This window comes from Paenibacillus camerounensis, from assembly GCF_000723885.1.
Lineage (GTDB): Bacteria > Bacillota > Bacilli > Paenibacillales > Paenibacillaceae > Paenibacillus_AQ > Paenibacillus_AQ camerounensis.
Window position 1 is genome coordinate 57179 of record NZ_CCDG010000049.1, and the last position, 18064, is coordinate 75242.

18 protein-coding genes and 1 pseudogene are annotated in these 18064 nt (G+C 46.0%); 2 read left to right on the forward strand and 17 right to left on the reverse strand.

All coding sequences use genetic code 11. The features are described 5' to 3' along the window. The first annotated feature begins 86 nt into the window (after positions 1 to 86). The gene (locus tag BN3772_RS18500; protein WP_042201263.1) at positions 87 to 1124 is read left to right on the forward strand and encodes a leucine-rich repeat domain-containing protein; all 1038 of its coding nucleotides are present in this window, start codon (positions 87 to 89) and stop codon (positions 1122 to 1124) included. A 111-nt stretch (positions 1125 to 1235) separates the two neighbouring features. On the opposite strand, the gene BN3772_RS18505 is transcribed toward BN3772_RS18500, so the two are convergent. From BN3772_RS18505 to BN3772_RS18535, 7 genes and pseudogenes are all read right to left on the reverse strand, one after another. Further along, positions 1236 to 2108: a DUF4097 family beta strand repeat-containing protein gene (locus BN3772_RS18505; protein ID WP_042201265.1), complete on the reverse strand. Its 873-nt coding sequence runs from the start codon at positions 2106 to 2108 to the stop codon at positions 1236 to 1238. A gap of 3 nt (positions 2109 to 2111) precedes the next feature. Continuing rightward, entirely contained in the window at positions 2112 to 2816 is a 705-nt protein-coding gene (locus BN3772_RS18510; protein ID WP_042201266.1) for an ABC transporter permease, read from the reverse strand. 34 nt (positions 2817 to 2850) lie between these two features. Beyond that, positions 2851 to 3537: pseudogene (locus BN3772_RS18515) on the reverse strand (ABC transporter ATP-binding protein); the annotation flags it as partial. A gap of 176 nt (positions 3538 to 3713) precedes the next feature. Then, positions 3714 to 4457, reverse strand: a complete 744-nt coding sequence (locus tag BN3772_RS18520; RefSeq protein ID WP_042201269.1) for a response regulator transcription factor — start codon at positions 4455 to 4457, stop codon at positions 3714 to 3716. After that, positions 4432 to 5778 carry a sensor histidine kinase gene (locus BN3772_RS18525; RefSeq protein WP_042201271.1) on the reverse strand — a complete coding sequence of 449 codons (1347 nt, stop codon included), beginning with the start codon at positions 5776 to 5778 and terminating at the stop codon, positions 4432 to 4434. Before BN3772_RS18525 ends, BN3772_RS18520 begins: the two co-directional genes overlap by 26 nt. A 350-nt stretch (positions 5779 to 6128) precedes the next feature. Beyond that, positions 6129 to 6776 (reverse strand): hypothetical protein, encoded by a 648-nt coding sequence (locus BN3772_RS18530; RefSeq protein ID WP_042201273.1) that lies wholly within the window; start codon positions 6774 to 6776, stop codon positions 6129 to 6131. 214 nt (positions 6777 to 6990) lie between these two features. Next, complete coding sequence (locus BN3772_RS18535; protein WP_042201274.1) at positions 6991 to 7779, reverse strand: hypothetical protein; 789 nt, start codon at positions 7777 to 7779, stop codon at positions 6991 to 6993. A gap of 284 nt (positions 7780 to 8063) precedes the next feature. Between BN3772_RS18535 and BN3772_RS18540 the strand changes: the two genes are divergently transcribed. Then, on the forward strand, positions 8064 to 8282 hold the full coding sequence (locus tag BN3772_RS18540; protein WP_042201276.1) for a helix-turn-helix domain-containing protein: 219 nt from the start codon (positions 8064 to 8066) through the stop codon (positions 8280 to 8282). A gap of 576 nt (positions 8283 to 8858) precedes the next feature. Here the strand turns inward: BN3772_RS18540 and BN3772_RS18545 are convergent. The 10 genes from BN3772_RS18545 to proC form a co-directional block, all read right to left on the reverse strand. Further along, entirely contained in the window at positions 8859 to 10076 is a 1218-nt protein-coding gene (locus BN3772_RS18545; protein WP_209443669.1) for a glycoside hydrolase family 5 protein, read from the reverse strand. A gap of 292 nt (positions 10077 to 10368) precedes the next feature. Then, positions 10369 to 12093 carry a helix-turn-helix domain-containing protein gene (locus BN3772_RS18550; RefSeq protein ID WP_042201277.1) on the reverse strand — a complete coding sequence of 575 codons (1725 nt, stop codon included), beginning with the start codon at positions 12091 to 12093 and terminating at the stop codon, positions 10369 to 10371. Between the two features lie 39 nt (positions 12094 to 12132). Then, positions 12133 to 12912: an IucA/IucC family C-terminal-domain containing protein gene (locus tag BN3772_RS18555; RefSeq protein ID WP_042201279.1), complete on the reverse strand. Its 780-nt coding sequence runs from the start codon at positions 12910 to 12912 to the stop codon at positions 12133 to 12135. A 1-nt stretch (position 12913) separates the two neighbouring features. Then, positions 12914 to 13960 (reverse strand): ABC transporter substrate-binding protein, encoded by a 1047-nt coding sequence (locus BN3772_RS18560; protein ID WP_042201280.1) that lies wholly within the window; start codon positions 13958 to 13960, stop codon positions 12914 to 12916. 147 nt (positions 13961 to 14107) lie between these two features. Then, positions 14108 to 14683, reverse strand: coding sequence for a CPBP family intramembrane glutamic endopeptidase (locus BN3772_RS18565; protein WP_042201282.1), 576 nt, complete (start codon positions 14681 to 14683; stop codon positions 14108 to 14110). After that, positions 14670 to 15095 carry a metallothiol transferase FosB gene (fosB, locus tag BN3772_RS18570; protein ID WP_042201283.1) on the reverse strand — a complete coding sequence of 142 codons (426 nt, stop codon included), beginning with the start codon at positions 15093 to 15095 and terminating at the stop codon, positions 14670 to 14672. Before fosB ends, BN3772_RS18565 begins: the two co-directional genes overlap by 14 nt. A 32-nt stretch (positions 15096 to 15127) precedes the next feature. After that, positions 15128 to 15466 carry a hypothetical protein gene (locus BN3772_RS18575; protein ID WP_052380582.1) on the reverse strand — a complete coding sequence of 113 codons (339 nt, stop codon included), beginning with the start codon at positions 15464 to 15466 and terminating at the stop codon, positions 15128 to 15130. Further along, positions 15463 to 16017 carry a hypothetical protein gene (locus tag BN3772_RS18580; protein WP_042201287.1) on the reverse strand — a complete coding sequence of 185 codons (555 nt, stop codon included), beginning with the start codon at positions 16015 to 16017 and terminating at the stop codon, positions 15463 to 15465. The genes BN3772_RS18575 and BN3772_RS18580 overlap by 4 nt, the downstream gene beginning before the upstream one ends. 455 nt (positions 16018 to 16472) lie before the next feature. Then, entirely contained in the window at positions 16473 to 17237 is a 765-nt protein-coding gene (locus tag BN3772_RS18585) for a VOC family protein (protein ID WP_042201289.1), read from the reverse strand. Continuing rightward, positions 17237 to 18046 carry a pyrroline-5-carboxylate reductase gene (gene proC / locus BN3772_RS18590; RefSeq protein ID WP_086074647.1) on the reverse strand — a complete coding sequence of 270 codons (810 nt, stop codon included), beginning with the start codon at positions 18044 to 18046 and terminating at the stop codon, positions 17237 to 17239. Before proC ends, BN3772_RS18585 begins: the two co-directional genes overlap by 1 nt. Positions 18047 to 18064: the final 18 nt, after the last annotated feature.

Consider the following 18064-nt stretch of genomic DNA (forward strand, 5'->3'; position numbering starts at 1 on the left):
CTTCTGCTATCCTATTTCTTGCATATTGCATATTCGATTGTAATTAGATGAAAGACGAGCCACTTTGAATGAATGGGGGATTAGTGATGGGCGTGGTATGGACAAGCTCTATGAGTGGTGCACCCTGGACAAGAAGTAAAATGATGGACGCGACGAAACAGCTGCGGCAGCGGGCGCTTATTTCATTTGTCATTGGTATAGACAAGCTCGAAGATTTGGCTGAATTAGATAAGCATGTGTTTGCTATACGCCCAGATTTAGTGCTGTCCATTAGTCAGGTTGATATGAAGGGGCGTTATACCCAGCAATTGCTACAGGCGATAGCGGAATTACAACATATCACTGCCTTGCAGTTACACCTTCGCCATAGCATTGATTTAAGTATACTTGGTAAGTTAGAGCGGTTGCATTATTTTTCAATAACCAGCAGACAGCCGGTACATTTAAGCTTTATTTCGAGCTTTACAGAGCTTAAATATCTTTCGGTGCATGGGAAATTTCACGACTTATCACCGATAGGTGATGCTACCAGGCTGGATACAATACTTTTGAGCACTACTATTTATGAGCTTGATTTTGTTCGTCAATTACCGAAGCTGAAGTGTCTCTTTATTCATGATTGTACATTGGAAGGCTCACTGGACGCACTGGTCGATTCGACAGTTACAATGCTCAGTTTAGCAGGTATACGTAACTTAACAGATTTAACGGAAATAGAATTAATGCATAAGCTCGTGTACCTGCGATTATCCTTATCCAAGGTGGAATTTTTATGCGATTTTTCTAGAATGCACGATCTTCGACAGCTTGAACTGGACCAGATGAAGGCTCTACAACAGATTGATCCTTTATGGACAGCACAGCGGCTTGAACGGTTAAGTCTAAGAGAGATTTCCACAGCCGTTAAAGCGAAGGATCTAGAGCCTTTGACCGAAATGGCGCATTTACAACAGCTGGATTTTCAGTTTATTGATTTTAATAAAGGCAGGATTACGGCATTACGGGAACGGTTCGCCCAAGCAGGGAAAGCACATATTCTCTATGAGAATATTCCTGAAGACCAGCGGATAGAGCCCCTGTCGCTATTGCATCTCCAAAAACATTTAGGACTAGATAAAAGCTAGCCAATGACCCAAGCCGTAATAGCCCGCCCCCCGTTCATGAACGCGCATAATAGATAAGGAGACAGGCTTGTTAGCGCACCTCGCGTTATTCAAAGCCTCTCCTTAGCGGTTCTACCTTACACCAATGCTTCCTGAGTCACTTTTAACATATAAGGAATTCTCCCCTAAGCCAATAGTTCCATCAACCTTCTTGTTGGTATTCTCCGTTGTTATGAGATTATCCAGACGGACCGTTGTATCACCTTTGCCATTTTCCACTGCCAATTTCAAGCTGGCTGGAACGGTTAGATAATGAACCTGAATGTCCCCGGATTTCGTTTCGACTCTCGTCTCCCCTGTTTCTTCTACCCCGCTAAGAACGATTTCGCCGCTTTGGGTATACAGACTCATGACTGAACTGATCACATTGGTAAAATAAAGATCGTTCCCCCTGCCAGCTACATCAATCCGCTCAAAAGAGCTGTCCTTAACATTCAGGTCCCCTTCTGTTAGATTAAAATCGCCCGAGTCTGCTTCCACCTGATTTAAGTGCATACTGCCAGCTTTATTTTCAATGAGCACACTATGGGTGACCAGCGCCCGGATCTTGATGTCTCCTTCATTATTAATCATACTGACCTGTTCCACTGTACTTTTAGGAATAAAGACCGTGATCATCCCCTGCTTATGAAAAGAAAAGGCGGAGAACGCCCCTCCTATTTGCTTACCCTGCTGAATGACCAATCTGCCGGACTGGCTAGTCACTGTAACAGGAGCCTTGTTCTTGTCCGTCTGCTTTCCCTTAATGTCTACATGGACTTGATTGTCCTTTGACTCCTCCACCACAAGATTCCAGGAATCACCTTTGAGCTCAATGCTCTTAATATCCTGAGCCGGAATCTGTTGCGTGAGCACAAAATCCTGCGATCTGCCCTGCAAGCCGATAACTAGAATTCCCGCCAGAACCAGCACCATCACTATCCAAATCCACTTATTTGATTTCATAGCTTATACAACATCCTTTCTATCAATCATCCTGTACGACAGGTAAGCGATAGCCAATCCCAGCAGGCAAAAAACGACAGGTACACCGATAAATTGAAACATGGATACTGAACGGCTTCCATCTGAAACCATAGAATTCAGCAGAATTCCCAGGATTACGGAGCTGGTGATTGTGGTGGCAGTAGATTTTTTATGCATACCAAAAGACAACGGAATAAGACTTAAGCCTGCTGTCATTAAGGAAGCAATAAGAAGGGATGGGAGGGTAGCTGCTACATCTTCCTTTGACGCTGCTGTTTCGAAAAAATGCATATTGGGATTCAATAAGACGGTCAACACCTCAATGATGAAGGTAGAGATCACTACACCGAAGAAGCAGAAGCCGAACACAATCATTAGCTTTGCTTGCATCATTTTTTTGCGCGGTAAAGGATATGTGAACAGCAATTGAATCGTTTTCTCCTTATACTCATCAATCACCAGTCTGGAAATAAGAATGCCTGAAAAAACAACAAAGGTAATGCGGACAAAAATGTTAGCCAATGACATGAAGGCTGTAAAATCCATAAACATCGGTTCCTCCTGAACATTTGACAGTAGCGCCATTCCTGCTACCATTCCAAAAATAATAATCATACAAATCACAGCCCTTATCCCATATCCCGCCAGGTTATTTCTCTTCCATTCGATCTTCATTAATCTGAACATGTTATTTGCCTCCATTAATAATATTCAGAAAATACTCTTCAAGGTTAGCATTTTCTCTTCGGATGTCACTCATCTTGACTTCCTTGATGAAATGTCCATGATTAATAATTCCAATCGTATCCGCAATAGACTCAATCTCTGAAATAATATGGCTGGAGAGCAGAATGGTCATCCCGTAGTTATTCTTCAGCTCCAGCAATAGCATACGGATATCTCTGATCCCCACAGGGTCCAAACCATTAATCGGCTCATCCAAAATCAGAATTTCCGGTTTGGTAAGAATGGCTCTGGCAATTCCCAGGCGCTGCTTCATCCCAAGCGAGAACTGATGTACTTTTTTGTTCCCGGCTTCTTTTAAGCCTACCGTCTCCAGCACCTCAAGAATGCGGTTCTCCTCATGATACTGAGTGTACGCGCAGTGAACATTCAGGTTCTCGATGGCTGTTTTCCGGTCAAAAAAAACGGGATATTCGATGATGCTGCCGATATGCCGCAAGTATTGATAAGACGTTGGCGTAACAGTCTGATTCAGCACCACAACCTCGCCTGATGTCGGCTTCAGCAAATTCAGAATCATTTTCATTATTGTTGTTTTCCCTGCACCATTGGGTCCCAAGAACCCGTAGATCTCACCTTTTTCAATGTGCATAGTTACATCTGAGACAATTTCAGTTCCTTTGTATTCCTTTGACAAGTGATTGATCTGGATTATGGATTCCATGACTCTCGCTCCTTATGGGATGTTGTCTGTCTGCTGCCATTCCAGCATAAGGCTTTTATCCCCGGTTCAAGATAGCTACATCACCAACAGTCCCTTAACCTTCATAAACGGTACTCTGGATCCCAACACAAAAAGTGCCGGCAGCTATGTATATAACAGCTTACCGGCACTTTAAGTTATGATTGTCTTATGGCTTCCATCTTTTCAAGCGTTTCCTTCAGCAGCCGCCTTGAAACCAGACAGCTCTCGTTGTGATCAAACCAGATCCATTTGTTCTTTTTATCAACAGACCTGATATTGGCCAAATTAACTACAAACGCCCGATGGCAACGGAAGAGCCGTTTATCCTGATCTGCAATCTCATTTAATTCAGCATAAAAATCAAGAACCTTGGTCTTAGTAACCAATCTTATTTTATGAGCAATTTCCATCGTTTCGAAGAAAAGAATATCAGAAAACGGGATTTGAAAGCTGGTGTATTTATTCTCGAAAGAAAAGGTATCGGAACTCACTGGGATCGTTCTTCTTGAATTGGCAATTAACAGACACTCTTCGACTTTACGAACAAAATCAGCTTCTTGTAATTCTTTTTCAATAAAATCCAAAGCAGCTACACGATATTCAAACGTTACCGGTGCAAGCTCGGAATGTGTGGTTACAAATACAATCGTGCCGTAAGCGTCCCTGCTTCTAATCTCCTTAGCGATAGCCAGCCCTTTTTGTTCCTCATGCTTGATCTCCAAATCGAGAAAATACAATTGATGGTCGGCTGCATCCGCAATTTTCTCCAGCAAATGATCAGGTTTTGCAGTTGAAAATAAACTCCGGTAAGTAATCCGATGCTTCAGCGCCAAGGTCTTAATGATGCGTTCCAGCCGCTGCTGCTGGATCAGGTTATCCTCTAGTATGTAAATGTTCATTTTGTTCTCCAGCCTTTCTTAGAATAAGCGTTTGAGAGAACATGCGCGGCTGGGCCTCTGTTTCAAGCGATGCGAACTTCATTTCCTTTATCATTTGCTGCACGTTGTATAAACCCAGGCCGCGCCCCTTTCCTTTGGTCGAATATCCCCGCTCCCCCAAATGACGTATATTAACCTTCTCCGCGCTGTTATTCATTATTTTAATCCGTTGAACGGCAGTGTCTTCTAATAACACAATCCACATTTTCGCCTCATCCGTCTGAGCTGCTGCTTCTATTGCATTATCCAATAGTATCGAGAGAATCCGCGTAAAAGAAATCAGTTCCATCTGAATCAAATGAATGGGCTCTTCCATTTCTAATGCCACATCAATTTTCATTTGCTGGGCCATTATCATTTTGGCAGCCAGAATGCTTTTGACCTCTGATACATGCATGTTACGCAGCTTGAGTAAGCTGTACTCATTCTTACGCATCAATAGCCCGGTAGGCTTGACGGTCTGATCATATACCTGCTTGACCTGCTCCCAATCCTCCAGGTATATCCCTTCCTCCAGGGTCAACAGAATGTTGGCATAGTCATGACGAAAGCCTCTGAATTCATCATATATTTTTTCGAGCTGATCTGCATAATCCTTAAGCTGGACCAGCCGCTCATTTCTGGATTTTTCAACTTCTCTTTTCTGGATATGATTATATTGAAACTGCATATACAGCAAGGCAACAACAAAGAGCAGCCACATTCCTATAAGTAAGGTTCTATGAAAGGAACTGAAGGCCCCCGTCTCATTGCCAATGGTCAGAATCGGATACACGGAAAGAAGAATAATGACCAAAAGAAGAATGACCGGCAGCAGAATGATTGTGCTGGATGCCTGCAGAATTTCTTTATTGAGCTGCGGAACATAGTGGCGCACCAATCGAAGAGCGATTTCATTGATAATGGGCGGCGCCATCGCTGTGAACAGATACGGTAAATATTCAATATTCGCAGATGATTGTTTGAAGATAAATCCGACCAGGCCTGTAATTGGATCTGCTGCAAGATAACCGATGAACGAATTCACTACCAAGGCATAAGCTCCGTAAAATACACCTAATGCAGTAAAGGTTCTCTGATTCTTGAAATAGGAAATGACCACAAAACAGAAAAACAGCGTAATCGCGCCCCATACCCCGATAAACTGTGTAGAGACAAAGCCTATGATTACAAATACGGCCAGCCAAGCTGAACTTTCTTTGACCGTAAAAGGATAACGTGAAATGGACTGAAAAATAAAAAAGAAGCTTAGGATTTGAATGATCATGATTACATTAGTCATTTTGACAGCCACCAATCCTTATGTAAAAAAGATACACTATCGTTGCTGGCTAAAGTTACTAAGAGTAACATGTCAAACGATAGATATATCCGAAACCAAATTGTTCTGCTTGAATATGTTCACCAGCCGTTTCGTTTGTTTGTTGCATTTGAGCCGTATGTATTCTCTTCTTCTGTGTTATCTTCACTCTCAGGTATTTCTACCGTATCATATTATTGTTTCTCTGTCACACCCAAAGAGCGTTTCTCTTGCACTCCCTCGCCCGGTAATTATCCACGGCAAAACAAGCCCTTGCGATAACCACAGGAGCTTGTTTCTTTGATGCTAATGGAAGTACATGAAATATCCGCTTATAAAATAAATACAATAGCAATCATCATATAAGAGTACCGGATGTTCTTTTTTAACATTATGTATATAAGGCCATATAGAATTGACATGAAGAAAGCATAGACCCCTGTTTGGCCTCCCTGGAGCAAAATGTGTATGAGTCCCCAGGTGAGCGCAAGAAAAATCCCTCCATACGGCAGACCGCCTCTTTTTACGAGCATCTCACCGAATTTTTGTCCAAAAGCAATCGTTAGCAGGATCAAGGCAGCTTCAAACAAGTAATAAACATTTTGAAAAATGAATTCAACGATCCCATTGTATTCTTGAACCGGCTTAAAGCCGCCCCATACTATAGTCGTAGCTGTAATGGCTAAGACAGAGATTACAACCGCAAGCAGCCATCCCTTGGAGTCCGGCGTTTCATTTAGCTTCATAAGGTCAAAGGAGTACTTCTTCCTCGAAAGCTTTATTAGCAACAGTGTCATACTCCCCCACAAAATGCATGTAAGCACCCAGTGTATACAATGATGAATAAGAGAATATTCTGAACCGCTAACGCCGAATAGCGCAGGCAAAACCATCGCCAGAACAACTTCAAGACCAAAGCCTGCAAAAGCATACAAGCCTAACGCCAGATAATCGCTTGCTCCAATTTTCTTTTCTGCCATAAGCTGAACCCTCCATCTAACATAAATTCCCTGCTTTTTATATCATACACCGAGTTAGGCTCTAAAAGTATTTTTCTTCCAAACGGAAATGGTTCGCCATATCCTTTTTGATTCTTTTTCGGTTTGCCATTCCAAAACAAAAAAGCTCCCACCAATTTGGCAGCAGCATCTTTATTGATTGATTTTCTTGAATCTCATACTTAATAACTATAATTCAACTTACCACTACCACATCATTCTTCTTACTTTTTACAAACAAAACCGTAGCAATCATTTGTATTATAAAGACAAACATTGCTAACCTTACTTCAATCAAACATAATACTGGAGAAGTTATCATTACAACAGTTAAGCTTATTCTATAGGCTCCTTTAATTCTTAAGGTATTATTCATAAATAAGGAAATCAGCACCATTAACAAACCTAAGCTCAATAATGTTGAGGAAAAGGCAATTAGCCAACAGATTCTATCAATATACTTATCTTCTTGAAGGGCATTAATTGAGAACCCAAGAGCTATTAAAATAGCGATAAACAAAGCAGAAATCGGCTTCAGCGGTCTAAACAAGCGGGACACGGTATCAAAAACATCAGCAGATCCATCTAGCGCAAGAAGCTTATTCTTTTCCTTATCCAGCTTTGCAGTCTCAACATTGATAAAAGTCATTAATGTCCGCAAAATAGAAATATCTGCGCGTTCATAATAATCTCTGATCATTTTGCGGATGTCCGGTGTGAAATAACCGCTGGATTCACCCAGCTTTGTATACAAATATTGAATTGCAGCCGGATCACTTTGCCTGCTAATAACCTGAGCTGCAGCTGCTTCTACGACGCAGTACAGATCTATTTTTTTCTGAAGTAGCGTTAACTTGCTTCTTTGGTCCGTCTCTAACATGATTTTAAATTCTTTGTATAACCACACTAAGGCAGTACATACAACGGTAATCACAAGTGACCATCCTGGCTGAGTCTTAAAGTATCCAAAGATTTGTTCCAGCATTGAATCCTACACCTCTAGCTTCTCATTAGTTATGTATAGTAGACCTACTACCACCATTCTCAATATTTCTACAATAATCTACTTTTCCCCTGCCATAAAATGCCTAGACAACAAAAAAACCAGGGTGATTTGATCACATCCGGCTCAGCAACATTTATAGTTATCCTTTAAGTCTTAAGTTTTTACTATTTCAATCGGCATCTCTCCCGTATTACCTTCCGCTCCTCCCTTCGCAAAGAATTCAATGCATTCTCAAAACTATGCTTGCTCTGGAGGTGCTTCAGATGTATCGACGTATCCGTAATCTGCGTGAAGACAAAGACATGACGCAAACTCAAATGGCCGAAATCTTACAATGCAGCCAGCGTATCTACAGTAATTATGAACGCGGGGATGTGGATATTCCCACGGGCATTCTGATTAAGCTGGCTGATTTTCATCAGACAAGTACCGACTATTTATTAAATAGGACTAATCAGAAGACAGCTTACCCCAATAATTAAACAAACTGGGTGATAACTATGTACACAAGAAACCGCAATCTGCACGAAGACAAAGACCTGACATAACAGCAAATCGCTAATAGGGCAGACAGACAACCCCAAACGTTACCCTCCAACCAAATAACCCACAACAAAAAAGCTCCAGTGACAGCCACAGGAGCTTTTCCCTTTACATCTTCACTTCGCCAACAGATCCGCCAGTTCTGCCAAATTTTTGGCTCTTAAATCCAGCATTCTGTCGCTGTCGCGGTTTTTAATCAAGAAGCCGTTTTGGGTTTCAAAATCCATGTATACGCTGTATTGCACAGCCTCAGAATCATCATAGGTAACGGTCCCCCTCCCCGGCATAATTTAATTTCTTATGTATGTGTATTGGATATAAATACTTATTTTTATAGATATCTTCTTGATTATCGGATTTTATCCCCATTATTATTAGATAGTTCCATCTAAATATAAATAACCATAACGTTCAAAAGCTCTAAGTTTCCGAGTGTCCCGGCTTACCCTGACGCTAACATCAAAAACGGCGCAGCCCCATTTCAGGTCTACGCCGTTTTAATATCATTTTAAGGTTTATTGCATGCCTTGCATTATTGCATTGATAATTCCTTGCTGCGTTACCGTGTTATTCGTACGGTTGAACAGACCAAAGCCATGCTGGCCGTTGTACCCATTGTCCCAGTAGACCGGTACTGCGCCGTATTTTTTCGCTGCTGCTGTTACGGCTTTGGCAAATGCTGCACGGTACACATTATTGCTGGAGTCATAGGCCGTTTTATCAATAGAACCGAACTCGCCGAGCACAACCGGATATCCTTGGGTCACAAATTTATTGTACATAGCTTGGAGCTGGGAATTCAGATAATCCTCCTGACCCCAAGTTGATTTCTTGGACGGATTGGTGGCCGTAGCCCCCCACTGCGTGATCGTTCCTGATTCTTCACCTGCAAAATCCCACGGGGAGTAGTAATGTGCGGAAATCATGATTCTTTTCTCCGAGCTTGGGATGGTTGAGGAGCGGTACGTATCCGTCGGCAGAACAAAGCCATAATTGCCTGCCGTGTAATCAATATTCGTATTCCAGCCCGGAATCAGCAGCCATCTGGCGCTGTTGTTGCCGCTGGTTTGTCTGACCGTATCTACAAAAATTTGATTGTAAGCGTTCAGGTTGGCGTAGTAAGCCGCATTCGGATTGCCATAATTGCCGTCAAACACCTCGTTCATCGACTCAAAAATAAGCCGTTCGTCATAGCCAACAAACTTATTGGCAATCTGCTGCCACACAAGCTTGTATTTCTCTTTGATGGCCGTCTGATTGCCGCTGTTCACCAGCAGCCAGCCGCCCTGAACGGAATTATATCCGTCCCCGTGAATATTAATGACCACGTACAGCCCTTCGTTATAGGCATAATCGACAACCGTCTTTACCCGGTTCAGCCAAGTCGTATTTATCGTATAGTTAGGTGCGCTTCCAATGTGACTCAGGTATGAGACGGGGATGCGAATTGTTTTGAAGCCCGCTGCCTTCACCTTCTTGATCAGTTCCTGGGTAACAACGGGATTGCCCCACGCCGTTTCACTTGGAGTCCCGTTGATAGAGGCCTCCAGCTGATTGCCCAGGTTCCAACCGGCGCCCATTTCGCTGATGATTTGTGAAGACGACAGAGATCTGAAATCTGAGGTAATAGGGGTAGCTGCAGTTGCCTTTGCACTCCATCCGGTCACAGCAGCCGAAGCCAGCAAGAGAAGAGCCAAACCGTACAACCCGCATTTTTTCATTTTGGCCAGCATGTCAAAACCTCCATATCATTTGTGGTTATGCAGCATGCAAACGCTATCAAAAAACCAAACGATTAGACCGAAAAAAAATCCGAGTCCCCCCCTTCCATAGAACTGTTTTCTATAGCGAAATAAACCGGATGTCACTATCATAATACCATATATTTGGTAAATATAGTATATTTTTTAAAAAAATAATAGACTAGAGCAATGGAATAATCCGCAGCAAAAAGCCCTTGTGAACCCACAAGAGCTTTATCCCATTCGAATAAGAAAAACTAGAATTCCTCACTGCTTGTTCTGCTCAGGCCAGTAACATACCTTCCACCTGGTCTACGATATAATTGATTCCCGTCGGTCCGTAGCACCCGATCCAGGTAGCCGCATCCACCGCATAAATCTGCGGCTGCTCGTCTGCACGGAGCATAACCCGGGCACTCTGCTCTGTCGCAGATACCTCAGCCTGTAACGGCTCGCTGCTGAGCAGAAAATAATGATCGGCATGCACCGCTGGCAGTCTATCCACCGGGATATGGTATGCTGTATCGGAAGTATCCGCCACAAAAAGCGGAGCAGGCAGCCCCAGATCCCGGTACAATACAGCACCAGTGCGGTGCGATGCGGTGTGAACCCGTACCAGCGACTCACGCGGGCGGATCAGGGCCACACTCTGCCCGGCCAGCACCTCTGCCAGCTCTCCTGACAGTACAGCCGTCCGGCGGTGGTAATCCGCAATAATGGCCTCTGCCCTCGCCTGTTTATCCGTTATAATGCCGAACAGGCGTAATATCGTCTGCCAGCTCTCATTCCGTCTGAACATCAGAGTTGGAGCGATACGGCTTAGCCGTTCATAATGTGGGGCGTGCACCTCTGTACAGACTATAAGTTCAGGCTGCAGCTGTCCAACCGCTTCCAGATCCGGGTGTTCATAGCTTCCGGTCATTTGTGTGGCTGTAAGCCTGTCCCTTATATACTGGGGGAATTGAAGTGAAGCACTGCTGCCTGTGCCGACACTTCCTGCCGGAGTCACATTCAGAGCCAGAAGATGGTCGGCATACTGCACGTCGAGCACGGCGACGCGCCTTGGAGCAACGGTGAACCCATATTCTCCCCGCATATGGCGGATTACCGGGCCTTGCAGTGACTCATAGGAGGAAGCACAACGTTCACTCAGCCCGCTGTATACCGGAAGCGCCCCGGCTCCATAAGCGGCAGTGCGCCGGTACAGCTGCGGAGGCACACCGAAATATTTCTTAAAGGCCCTGCTGAAATAATACATATCACGATAGCCTGTTCTTTCAGCGATTTCACTGATCGGAGCATCGGTGTGGCGCAGCATCCGCTGTGCGCTCTCCATCCGCAGCCGGATCACATATTCCATCGGTCCGATCAGCTTCTCCTGCTTGAACCGCCGCTGCAGCTGCCTTGCACTGCAGCCGGCCAGCGCGGCCAGCTCCTTAAGCTCCAGCTCCCGGCGATAATGTCCCGCAATATAGGCAGTTACTACATCCACCATATCCGGACCGGCACCGCCACGGCCGCGCTCAACCTCCATCATCAGCTCGTACAGCATGCCTTGCAGCAGAGCATTAACATGAAATCGCTCCACTCCTTCGCCTCTGCTCCACTTCGCTTCGATTTCTTCTGCCGTCTGGTGCAGTCCTGCCGGAACCTCCAGAGGGTGAACAAATGAAGAGTACAGCGGGTGATTACGCGGCGGGAGCAATACCGGTTCGGCTCCAGACATTTGCATAGCCTTATAGGTAATAACGGTATAATGAATGCTTTCTGCTCCGGCAGTCAGAGTAAAGGCTGAGCCTTTATCAGCATGGCAGGCAAAAAAGGCCTGGATACGGCAATCCTCACCGTTCATCACAAGCCTTCCCTGCCCCCCTCCTGCCAGCAGAAGCAGATTGGCAGTCAGGTCCTTATTGCTCAGAACGCCGCCCGGCGGTACAGTACCGCTGCTCACGTCAAGCGTTTTGATTGCCAAATCACTCCATATACTTGCCTGGTCCTGCAGCGGCATCTCTCTCATCTCCTGACAATAGCATCCTGTTGCTCTTTGTCATTTTAATTGAGATTTATTCTCATTGTCAATCTTCGGACACTTTACACAATATTCCCCGGACATCCGGTAATAAAAGCAGCAGGTGCTGCGTTTGCGCCTCGCAACCTGAATTCTGCCGTTATTCTCTGTAAACCGGGTAAACGGATTACGTCTCATGTTAAATGCGTGTCCCGGCGCAGTCCGGGTCAGATAAGTAAAATCCTCACGCATCCGCTGCTGTTCTTGCCCGGATTCTTCTGAACCGGGAGCATACAGCGGGGCAATGCGCACCATAATATTCTCCCAGAGTATCGCCATGGAGACAGGGCCTATAGCGGAAAGGGTCTGCATCAGCGGGGCAAGGTGTACCGCAAAAATCTCCTTAACCGCCTCTTCCCGCCATACTGGCCTGTTGTCCAGCGTTGCAGCCGTTGTGCGCAGCCCGTCTAAAGCCAGAAACGGGAAGCGGGTATCTCCTTGGCCGGCAGATAAATCCGGATGATAGAGAAAGCTTTTATCCATAGAAAATGAGACTTTACGGTTATGAAAGGTCATCGCCGACAGCAGCGGAGCAATCCACAGATAGCCGATACGTTTGGCAAGCATAGAAGCGGCAACCTGCATATCCGGCGCACCGATATAGTCTTTGAGCCAGCTAATATATTCACGGCATGCAGCTTCGTCATGCAGTTGGCTCAACGCAATCGTACGGGCACTGTCTGCAGGCGGTTTGCCGGGCAGTATACGGTAATCTTCCGTCATTTGCTTCCAGGAGGCAGACGACAGATAGCTATCCATATTAATTCGCTCCCAGCAGTGCTTCCGCAGCCTGATCCACAATAATGTTAATGGCAATCGGACCATAGTAAGCGATCCAGAGTGTTGCATTCACATCGTAGGCCCGGTTGTTTTTGACGGCATCCATTGACTTCCAGACCGGACTGTTCGCCAGCTCCGCTGCGTCCTTGGCAAACAGATCATCCGACAGCAGGAAATAGCGGTCCGCTCCGATATCAGCAACAGTCTCCATGGAAATCTCAACGGAGGTATCCTCCGTAATGGCTTTAACAAATTCAGGGGCATTCAGTCCCAGATCCTCATAAAGAATGCTGCCAGTCCGGTGCTCCGGCCCGTGCACACGAATCCCTTCCGGTCTTGGACGAATCAGCGCTACCGTATCATTACCAAGCTTCGCTGCCAGCTGCTCCCGCAGACCGACAATTTTGTCCTCGTAAGCCTGCTGCACAGCCACTGCCTCAGTCTGCTTACCTGTTATTTTACCGATCGTCGCCAGCGTATCCCGCCAGTCCTCGTAGAAGTCGAGCACGATTGTTGGCGCTATTTTGCTGACACTCTCATATGCCTCTTCCTGGAAGTCGGTCATCAGAATCAGATCCGGCTTCAGCGCTACGATTGCTTCCAGATTAGGCTCATCCCGTGTGCCAAGGACCTGTACATCGTTCAGCTGATCCATCAGATATTCCGGGAACGTTGCTCCCTTTGCTCCGGCAACCACACTGCCTGCAGGCTGCTCGCCAAGCGCTACCAATTGATCGACGAATTTTACATCCAGCGCAGCAATAACTTTGGGCTTCTCATTCAGCGTATATTCGCCCTTCATATGCTTGATGGTAACGGGAAAAGCCGCTGCAGTCTGTGTCTCCGGTGTTGCCGGTGCCTGTGTTTCAGATGCCGGAGACGGCTCAGCCGACGCAGCAGGTGACTGTGCAGCATTGCCCGAATTTGCGTTCCCTCCATTAGTACCGCAAGCCGTAAGTACTAGTACCAGCGCCAGCATCCATACCATTAATAGTGATGATGACTGCCTCTTTGTTGCTCTGTTCATGCTGACTCCCCCTATTTATGTGATAATGATTTTCATTATCAGATTTATAAGGTTGAGTATACTCTACCTTTACACACCGGTTCCATGTACTTTTGCGACATTGCAGCCGGATTATTGCGACATGTTCCCCTTCCGGAACGGATGAAGCTATTTTTTCAGCCGGATTACATTGTATTTGAATAATAAGGTTATACCTGCGTTCATCACAAAATGCGCCACAAAGGGAACCAATAAATTACCCGTCAATGCATAGACCCAGCCAAAAACGAGGCCCGGAACAGCGATATTGATCAGCATCAGCGGTTTCTTATAATATTGAACATGAATCGCTACAAACAGCAAAGCCGTAATGAGAATGGAAGCCCATTGGTTCCCCGTATAAACGTACAGCAGATTCTGAACAATGCCCCGGAACAACAGCTCCTCAAACAAAGCTCCGGCCAGCATAAAGGCAAGAATAACGGGTACCGAGTGATTTTGATAGCTTTTATTCGTATCGTCTATGTTATTGGCAGGAGTAATAAGGGTCAGAATGACTCCGAACAACAGCAGGCCGAGTGAAGATGTGAGGGTGCTCCATACGATTGTTGACAGATCAGCAAAAGACAGCAAATCTTGAAGCGTGACTACGTCATAGACAGTAAGGGCAAACAGAACGGCTACGCAAATAAACGAAAATGAACTGAATACGATCGCAGCCTCTTTTGGCTTAACTTCCTTCATAAAAAATCATATGCTCCTTCTCCGCACGGTAATAGTCCAGCCTGTCCTGCAAGGTACCTGTATGAAACTCGAACAGATGTCCATCCGGATCATAAAAGTAGATAGAGTCCTTGTCTCTGGCATCCCTTTCCCGCCCCGGCAGTACCTCAACATGCAGCTCCTTCAGCTTATTCAGCAGAGTCTCATAGTCAGCATTATCAATGGTAAAAGCGATATGCGTGTATGTCCGATTATCCCGCTCCCGCCCCACCTCTTCCTGATTGAGTGCGATCCACAGCCCGTTCAGATCGAAATAAGCCAGCTTCCTTCCTTTAACCAAAATCCGGGCCCCGAACACCTCCGAATAGAAGGTTATAGACCGGTCCAAATCTGCGACGGAAAAGCAAAAGTGATTGATCCCCTGGATATTCATGTTTGGTGCTCCTTTCGTTCGCCCAATAATTTTTACGTCCTCAGAAACTCCTCAATCTTTATTCTTATCTCTTCAATGTTTCTCGATTTATATTCTATTAGTTTATTCCAATAAAACGATCCTTCCCCGTTCTCCTCACTAACATCAACCAGCATTAGCGTATACTGGCCATTTGTATCGAATTCAGGATACCACCCGAGATCTAGTACTCTTTTCTTATGGTCGCTTTCAAGCTGTAATATATCCTCTTTGAATTCCCAGCGGTGTTCATAGTTATCATCGGTAAACCTTTCAGGGAAAGACTCTGTGAAATCATTCAGATTAACCTTCCATCCTGAAGGTATTCTCAGCGGTACCAGATTAAGACTCATCTTAGAATTCCCTCTGCCCATAATATCGCACCTTCAAACCGCACCGTATCACAGCCCAGAAAATAATCTTTCAGTGCTGCTGCGGGCGTTGGCCGGGAAGCGATTTTTTCATCTACATAGACCCGGTTGATATGACCGTCTGAGCCATATATCACTACAGTACCCGGCGATGGAGCCGGGAGCCCATATCCGAGATCAACGACCGGCAGATGCTTCACGGACTCCGCTACGGCCTTAAAGAACGCATCTTCCGCAGCCCTTCCGTCAATGTCCGGCACTTCCGGTTGCGCTGAACGGGATTGGCTTTTATCCCCGGCGTGGTCAGCGGCGCTCGTGTCATAGGTTACAGTGGGATTCAGCTCAGCATCATAGGTCAAGTATGTTCCAGGCTCAAAAATAACCGGAATCTGCTGCTTCACAATTTGCCGATTGAATTCGGGTGCTCCAGAGAAACTTTTGCCTCCCGCAGCCTTTGCAGTTACCGTGCTTAAAGCCAAAATTAAAGCCGCAGACAAGCCTGCCGTTATCCACTTACTAGTTTTAGATTTCATAATTTCTAATTACCTCCTATAAAAAGCTTGATCACTAATCCTCTGTCCCTGCAGCAACATGCTCTTCCCTGGTCAATCGACTTAACTGCACTCTATACAACTAAAACGCCCATATTTCTGCCAATCCAGCATTTAGATGCACTCCATACACTTATTCTTCTGGAAAAGGGTACATTTACGCGAAATCCCCTATTTTAGTTGCACCAAATACACTTAAAGCTGCCCACGCCCGATTGTCACCGGATATAGATGTACAAACTACACTTAAACTACTTCCAGCACGCTTGCGGTGTTAACATGATACCTGCGACAACCATCCATCTATGCCATTATATAGAACAAATTACGGTATTTCGTTTCATTTCGATTACATTTTCCTTCTAACACTCTCTGTCTGCGCAAAAAAGCCCCCGGAACATAGTCCAGAGGCCCTCCCTTATTGCTATCAGCTGTGATCAGGTGAATACATATTCACCTTCGCCCACCTGAATGGTCTTGCCTTTCAATGCTGCTGACTCTGCTGCAAAAATAACCTGTTTGAACTCATTCTCATCCCCCTGCACAAAATCAAACGACTGCGCTCCAGCCTTCAGGCTGAATTTGCCGTCCTCTGACTCTGTAACCGGCAGTCCGAATAAGGTGCTCCAATGGCTGGCGGCCGCTGCCGGATCGGAGACGCGGAATACCGCGCTCACGATCTCGACTGCTCCTGCGGGGTGAGGCTGAATGATGCCGGAGGCCGTCATATTAGCAAGCCGCTCCTCATCGGTTCCATTCCACTGGATGATAAACGGATAGGCGAGTCCGGCAAAATCACCGTCAATTGTCATCATCCGCCACTCAATCAGTCTACCGGCGTTATCCAGACGTTTGCCATCGATGATCGGCGACAAAGACAAGCCTGCCGCGTGCAGGGAAGCTGCTACAGCATCTATATCATCCGTCCGGAGTACAACTCTGCTTAAAGCTTCATGCTCAGGCAGAAGCCGAACCGCATCCCGTACTACGACATTGTGCTCTGTGGCCTTCGCCAGCTCCAGATTCTCAATAGCCAGGAACTCGATGTAGGTGAGCCCGAAGTAGCTTAAGGAATTATACGTTCCCCACGCTTTATGGGCGCCTCCTCTGAAGGCAACCAGCCCGTGCTCCCGGAAGCTTTCGACCGGCTGATCCAGGTCGTTCACATAATGTACCAGATGGTCCCAGGTGATGGTAGCCATTATTTCTTCACTCCCAGCTCCGTGGTCCGCTTAACGGCTGCAAGTACGCTGCGCTGCAGTCCGGCTGCGAAGTCACTGTTATTCAGCTCATACAAGCCGTGCATGCCGACTCCGCCGGGTGAATTGTTAATATCGAGCAGCTGCCGCGGATGCATGCCGGTCTGCCGCAGCATCGTGACTGCACCCAGCATATTCTCCAGCGCTACATTCCACGCCTGCTCCCGCGGAAGTCCGGCCAGCACACCGGCATCTACAAGGGATTCGATGAAATAATAGATATAGTTCGGTCCGGCCACACCGTAGCCGGTGAAGATATCAATATAGCCCTCGTCCAGATATTGAACCTTGCCGAAGCCGAGCAGGAATTCTTCCACCTGATCCCGCGCAGCATGAGTATTCAAGGCAACACCGCTATAGCCGTAGCCTGTATCCGTCAAGGTGTTCGGAATGACCCGGACAATCGGACGTTCTGCCCCAAAATAACCGCCAAGCTGCGCAATCGTCACCCCTGCCACAATCGAAACGATTGTAGCAGCAGGTGCAGCGTGCTGCTGTACAAGCTGGCCAAGCACAGCCAGATCATCCTGCGGACGAACGGCAATCACAATAATGGAAGCTGCAGACAGGCCATGCTCCTGTGAACTGCCCGTATTTACCTTATATTTATCACTCAGCAGCTGAAGGCGCGCTTCATTCACATCTGTTACACTGATCTCATCTGCCGACAGGGTGTTATTAGCGATACAAGCTCGGATCATGGCTTCCGCCATCTGTCCGCCGCCGATAAAATGAATCTGCTTCTGTGCCACTTACATCCACTTCCCTTT

Coding starts and splice junctions, on each gene's coding strand:
- BN3772_RS18500 (WP_042201263.1), top strand. CDS start 87: ATGGGCGTGGTATGGACAAGCTCTATGAGTGGTGCACCCTGGACAAGA.
- BN3772_RS18505 (WP_042201265.1), bottom strand. CDS start 2,108: ATGAAATCAAATAAGTGGATTTGGATAGTGATGGTGCTGGTTCTGGCG.
- BN3772_RS18510 (WP_042201266.1), bottom strand. CDS start 2,816: ATGTTCAGATTAATGAAGATCGAATGGAAGAGAAATAACCTGGCGGGA.
- BN3772_RS18520 (WP_042201269.1), bottom strand. CDS start 4,457: ATGAACATTTACATACTAGAGGATAACCTGATCCAGCAGCAGCGGCTG.
- BN3772_RS18525 (WP_042201271.1), bottom strand. CDS start 5,778: ATGACTAATGTAATCATGATCATTCAAATCCTAAGCTTCTTTTTTATT.
- BN3772_RS18530 (WP_042201273.1), bottom strand. CDS start 6,776: ATGGCAGAAAAGAAAATTGGAGCAAGCGATTATCTGGCGTTAGGCTTG.
- BN3772_RS18535 (WP_042201274.1), bottom strand. CDS start 7,779: ATGCTGGAACAAATCTTTGGATACTTTAAGACTCAGCCAGGATGGTCA.
- BN3772_RS18540 (WP_042201276.1), top strand. CDS start 8,064: ATGTATCGACGTATCCGTAATCTGCGTGAAGACAAAGACATGACGCAA.
- BN3772_RS18545 (WP_209443669.1), bottom strand. CDS start 10,076: ATGCTGGCCAAAATGAAAAAATGCGGGTTGTACGGTTTGGCTCTTCTC.
- BN3772_RS18550 (WP_042201277.1), bottom strand. CDS start 12,093: ATGCCGCTGCAGGACCAGGCAAGTATATGGAGTGATTTGGCAATCAAA.
- BN3772_RS18555 (WP_042201279.1), bottom strand. CDS start 12,912: ATGGATAGCTATCTGTCGTCTGCCTCCTGGAAGCAAATGACGGAAGAT.
- BN3772_RS18560 (WP_042201280.1), bottom strand. CDS start 13,960: ATGAACAGAGCAACAAAGAGGCAGTCATCATCACTATTAATGGTATGG.
- BN3772_RS18565 (WP_042201282.1), bottom strand. CDS start 14,683: ATGAAGGAAGTTAAGCCAAAAGAGGCTGCGATCGTATTCAGTTCATTT.
- fosB (WP_042201283.1), bottom strand. CDS start 15,095: ATGAATATCCAGGGGATCAATCACTTTTGCTTTTCCGTCGCAGATTTG.
- BN3772_RS18575 (WP_052380582.1), bottom strand. CDS start 15,466: ATGAGTCTTAATCTGGTACCGCTGAGAATACCTTCAGGATGGAAGGTT.
- BN3772_RS18580 (WP_042201287.1), bottom strand. CDS start 16,017: ATGAAATCTAAAACTAGTAAGTGGATAACGGCAGGCTTGTCTGCGGCT.
- BN3772_RS18585 (WP_042201289.1), bottom strand. CDS start 17,237: ATGGCTACCATCACCTGGGACCATCTGGTACATTATGTGAACGACCTG.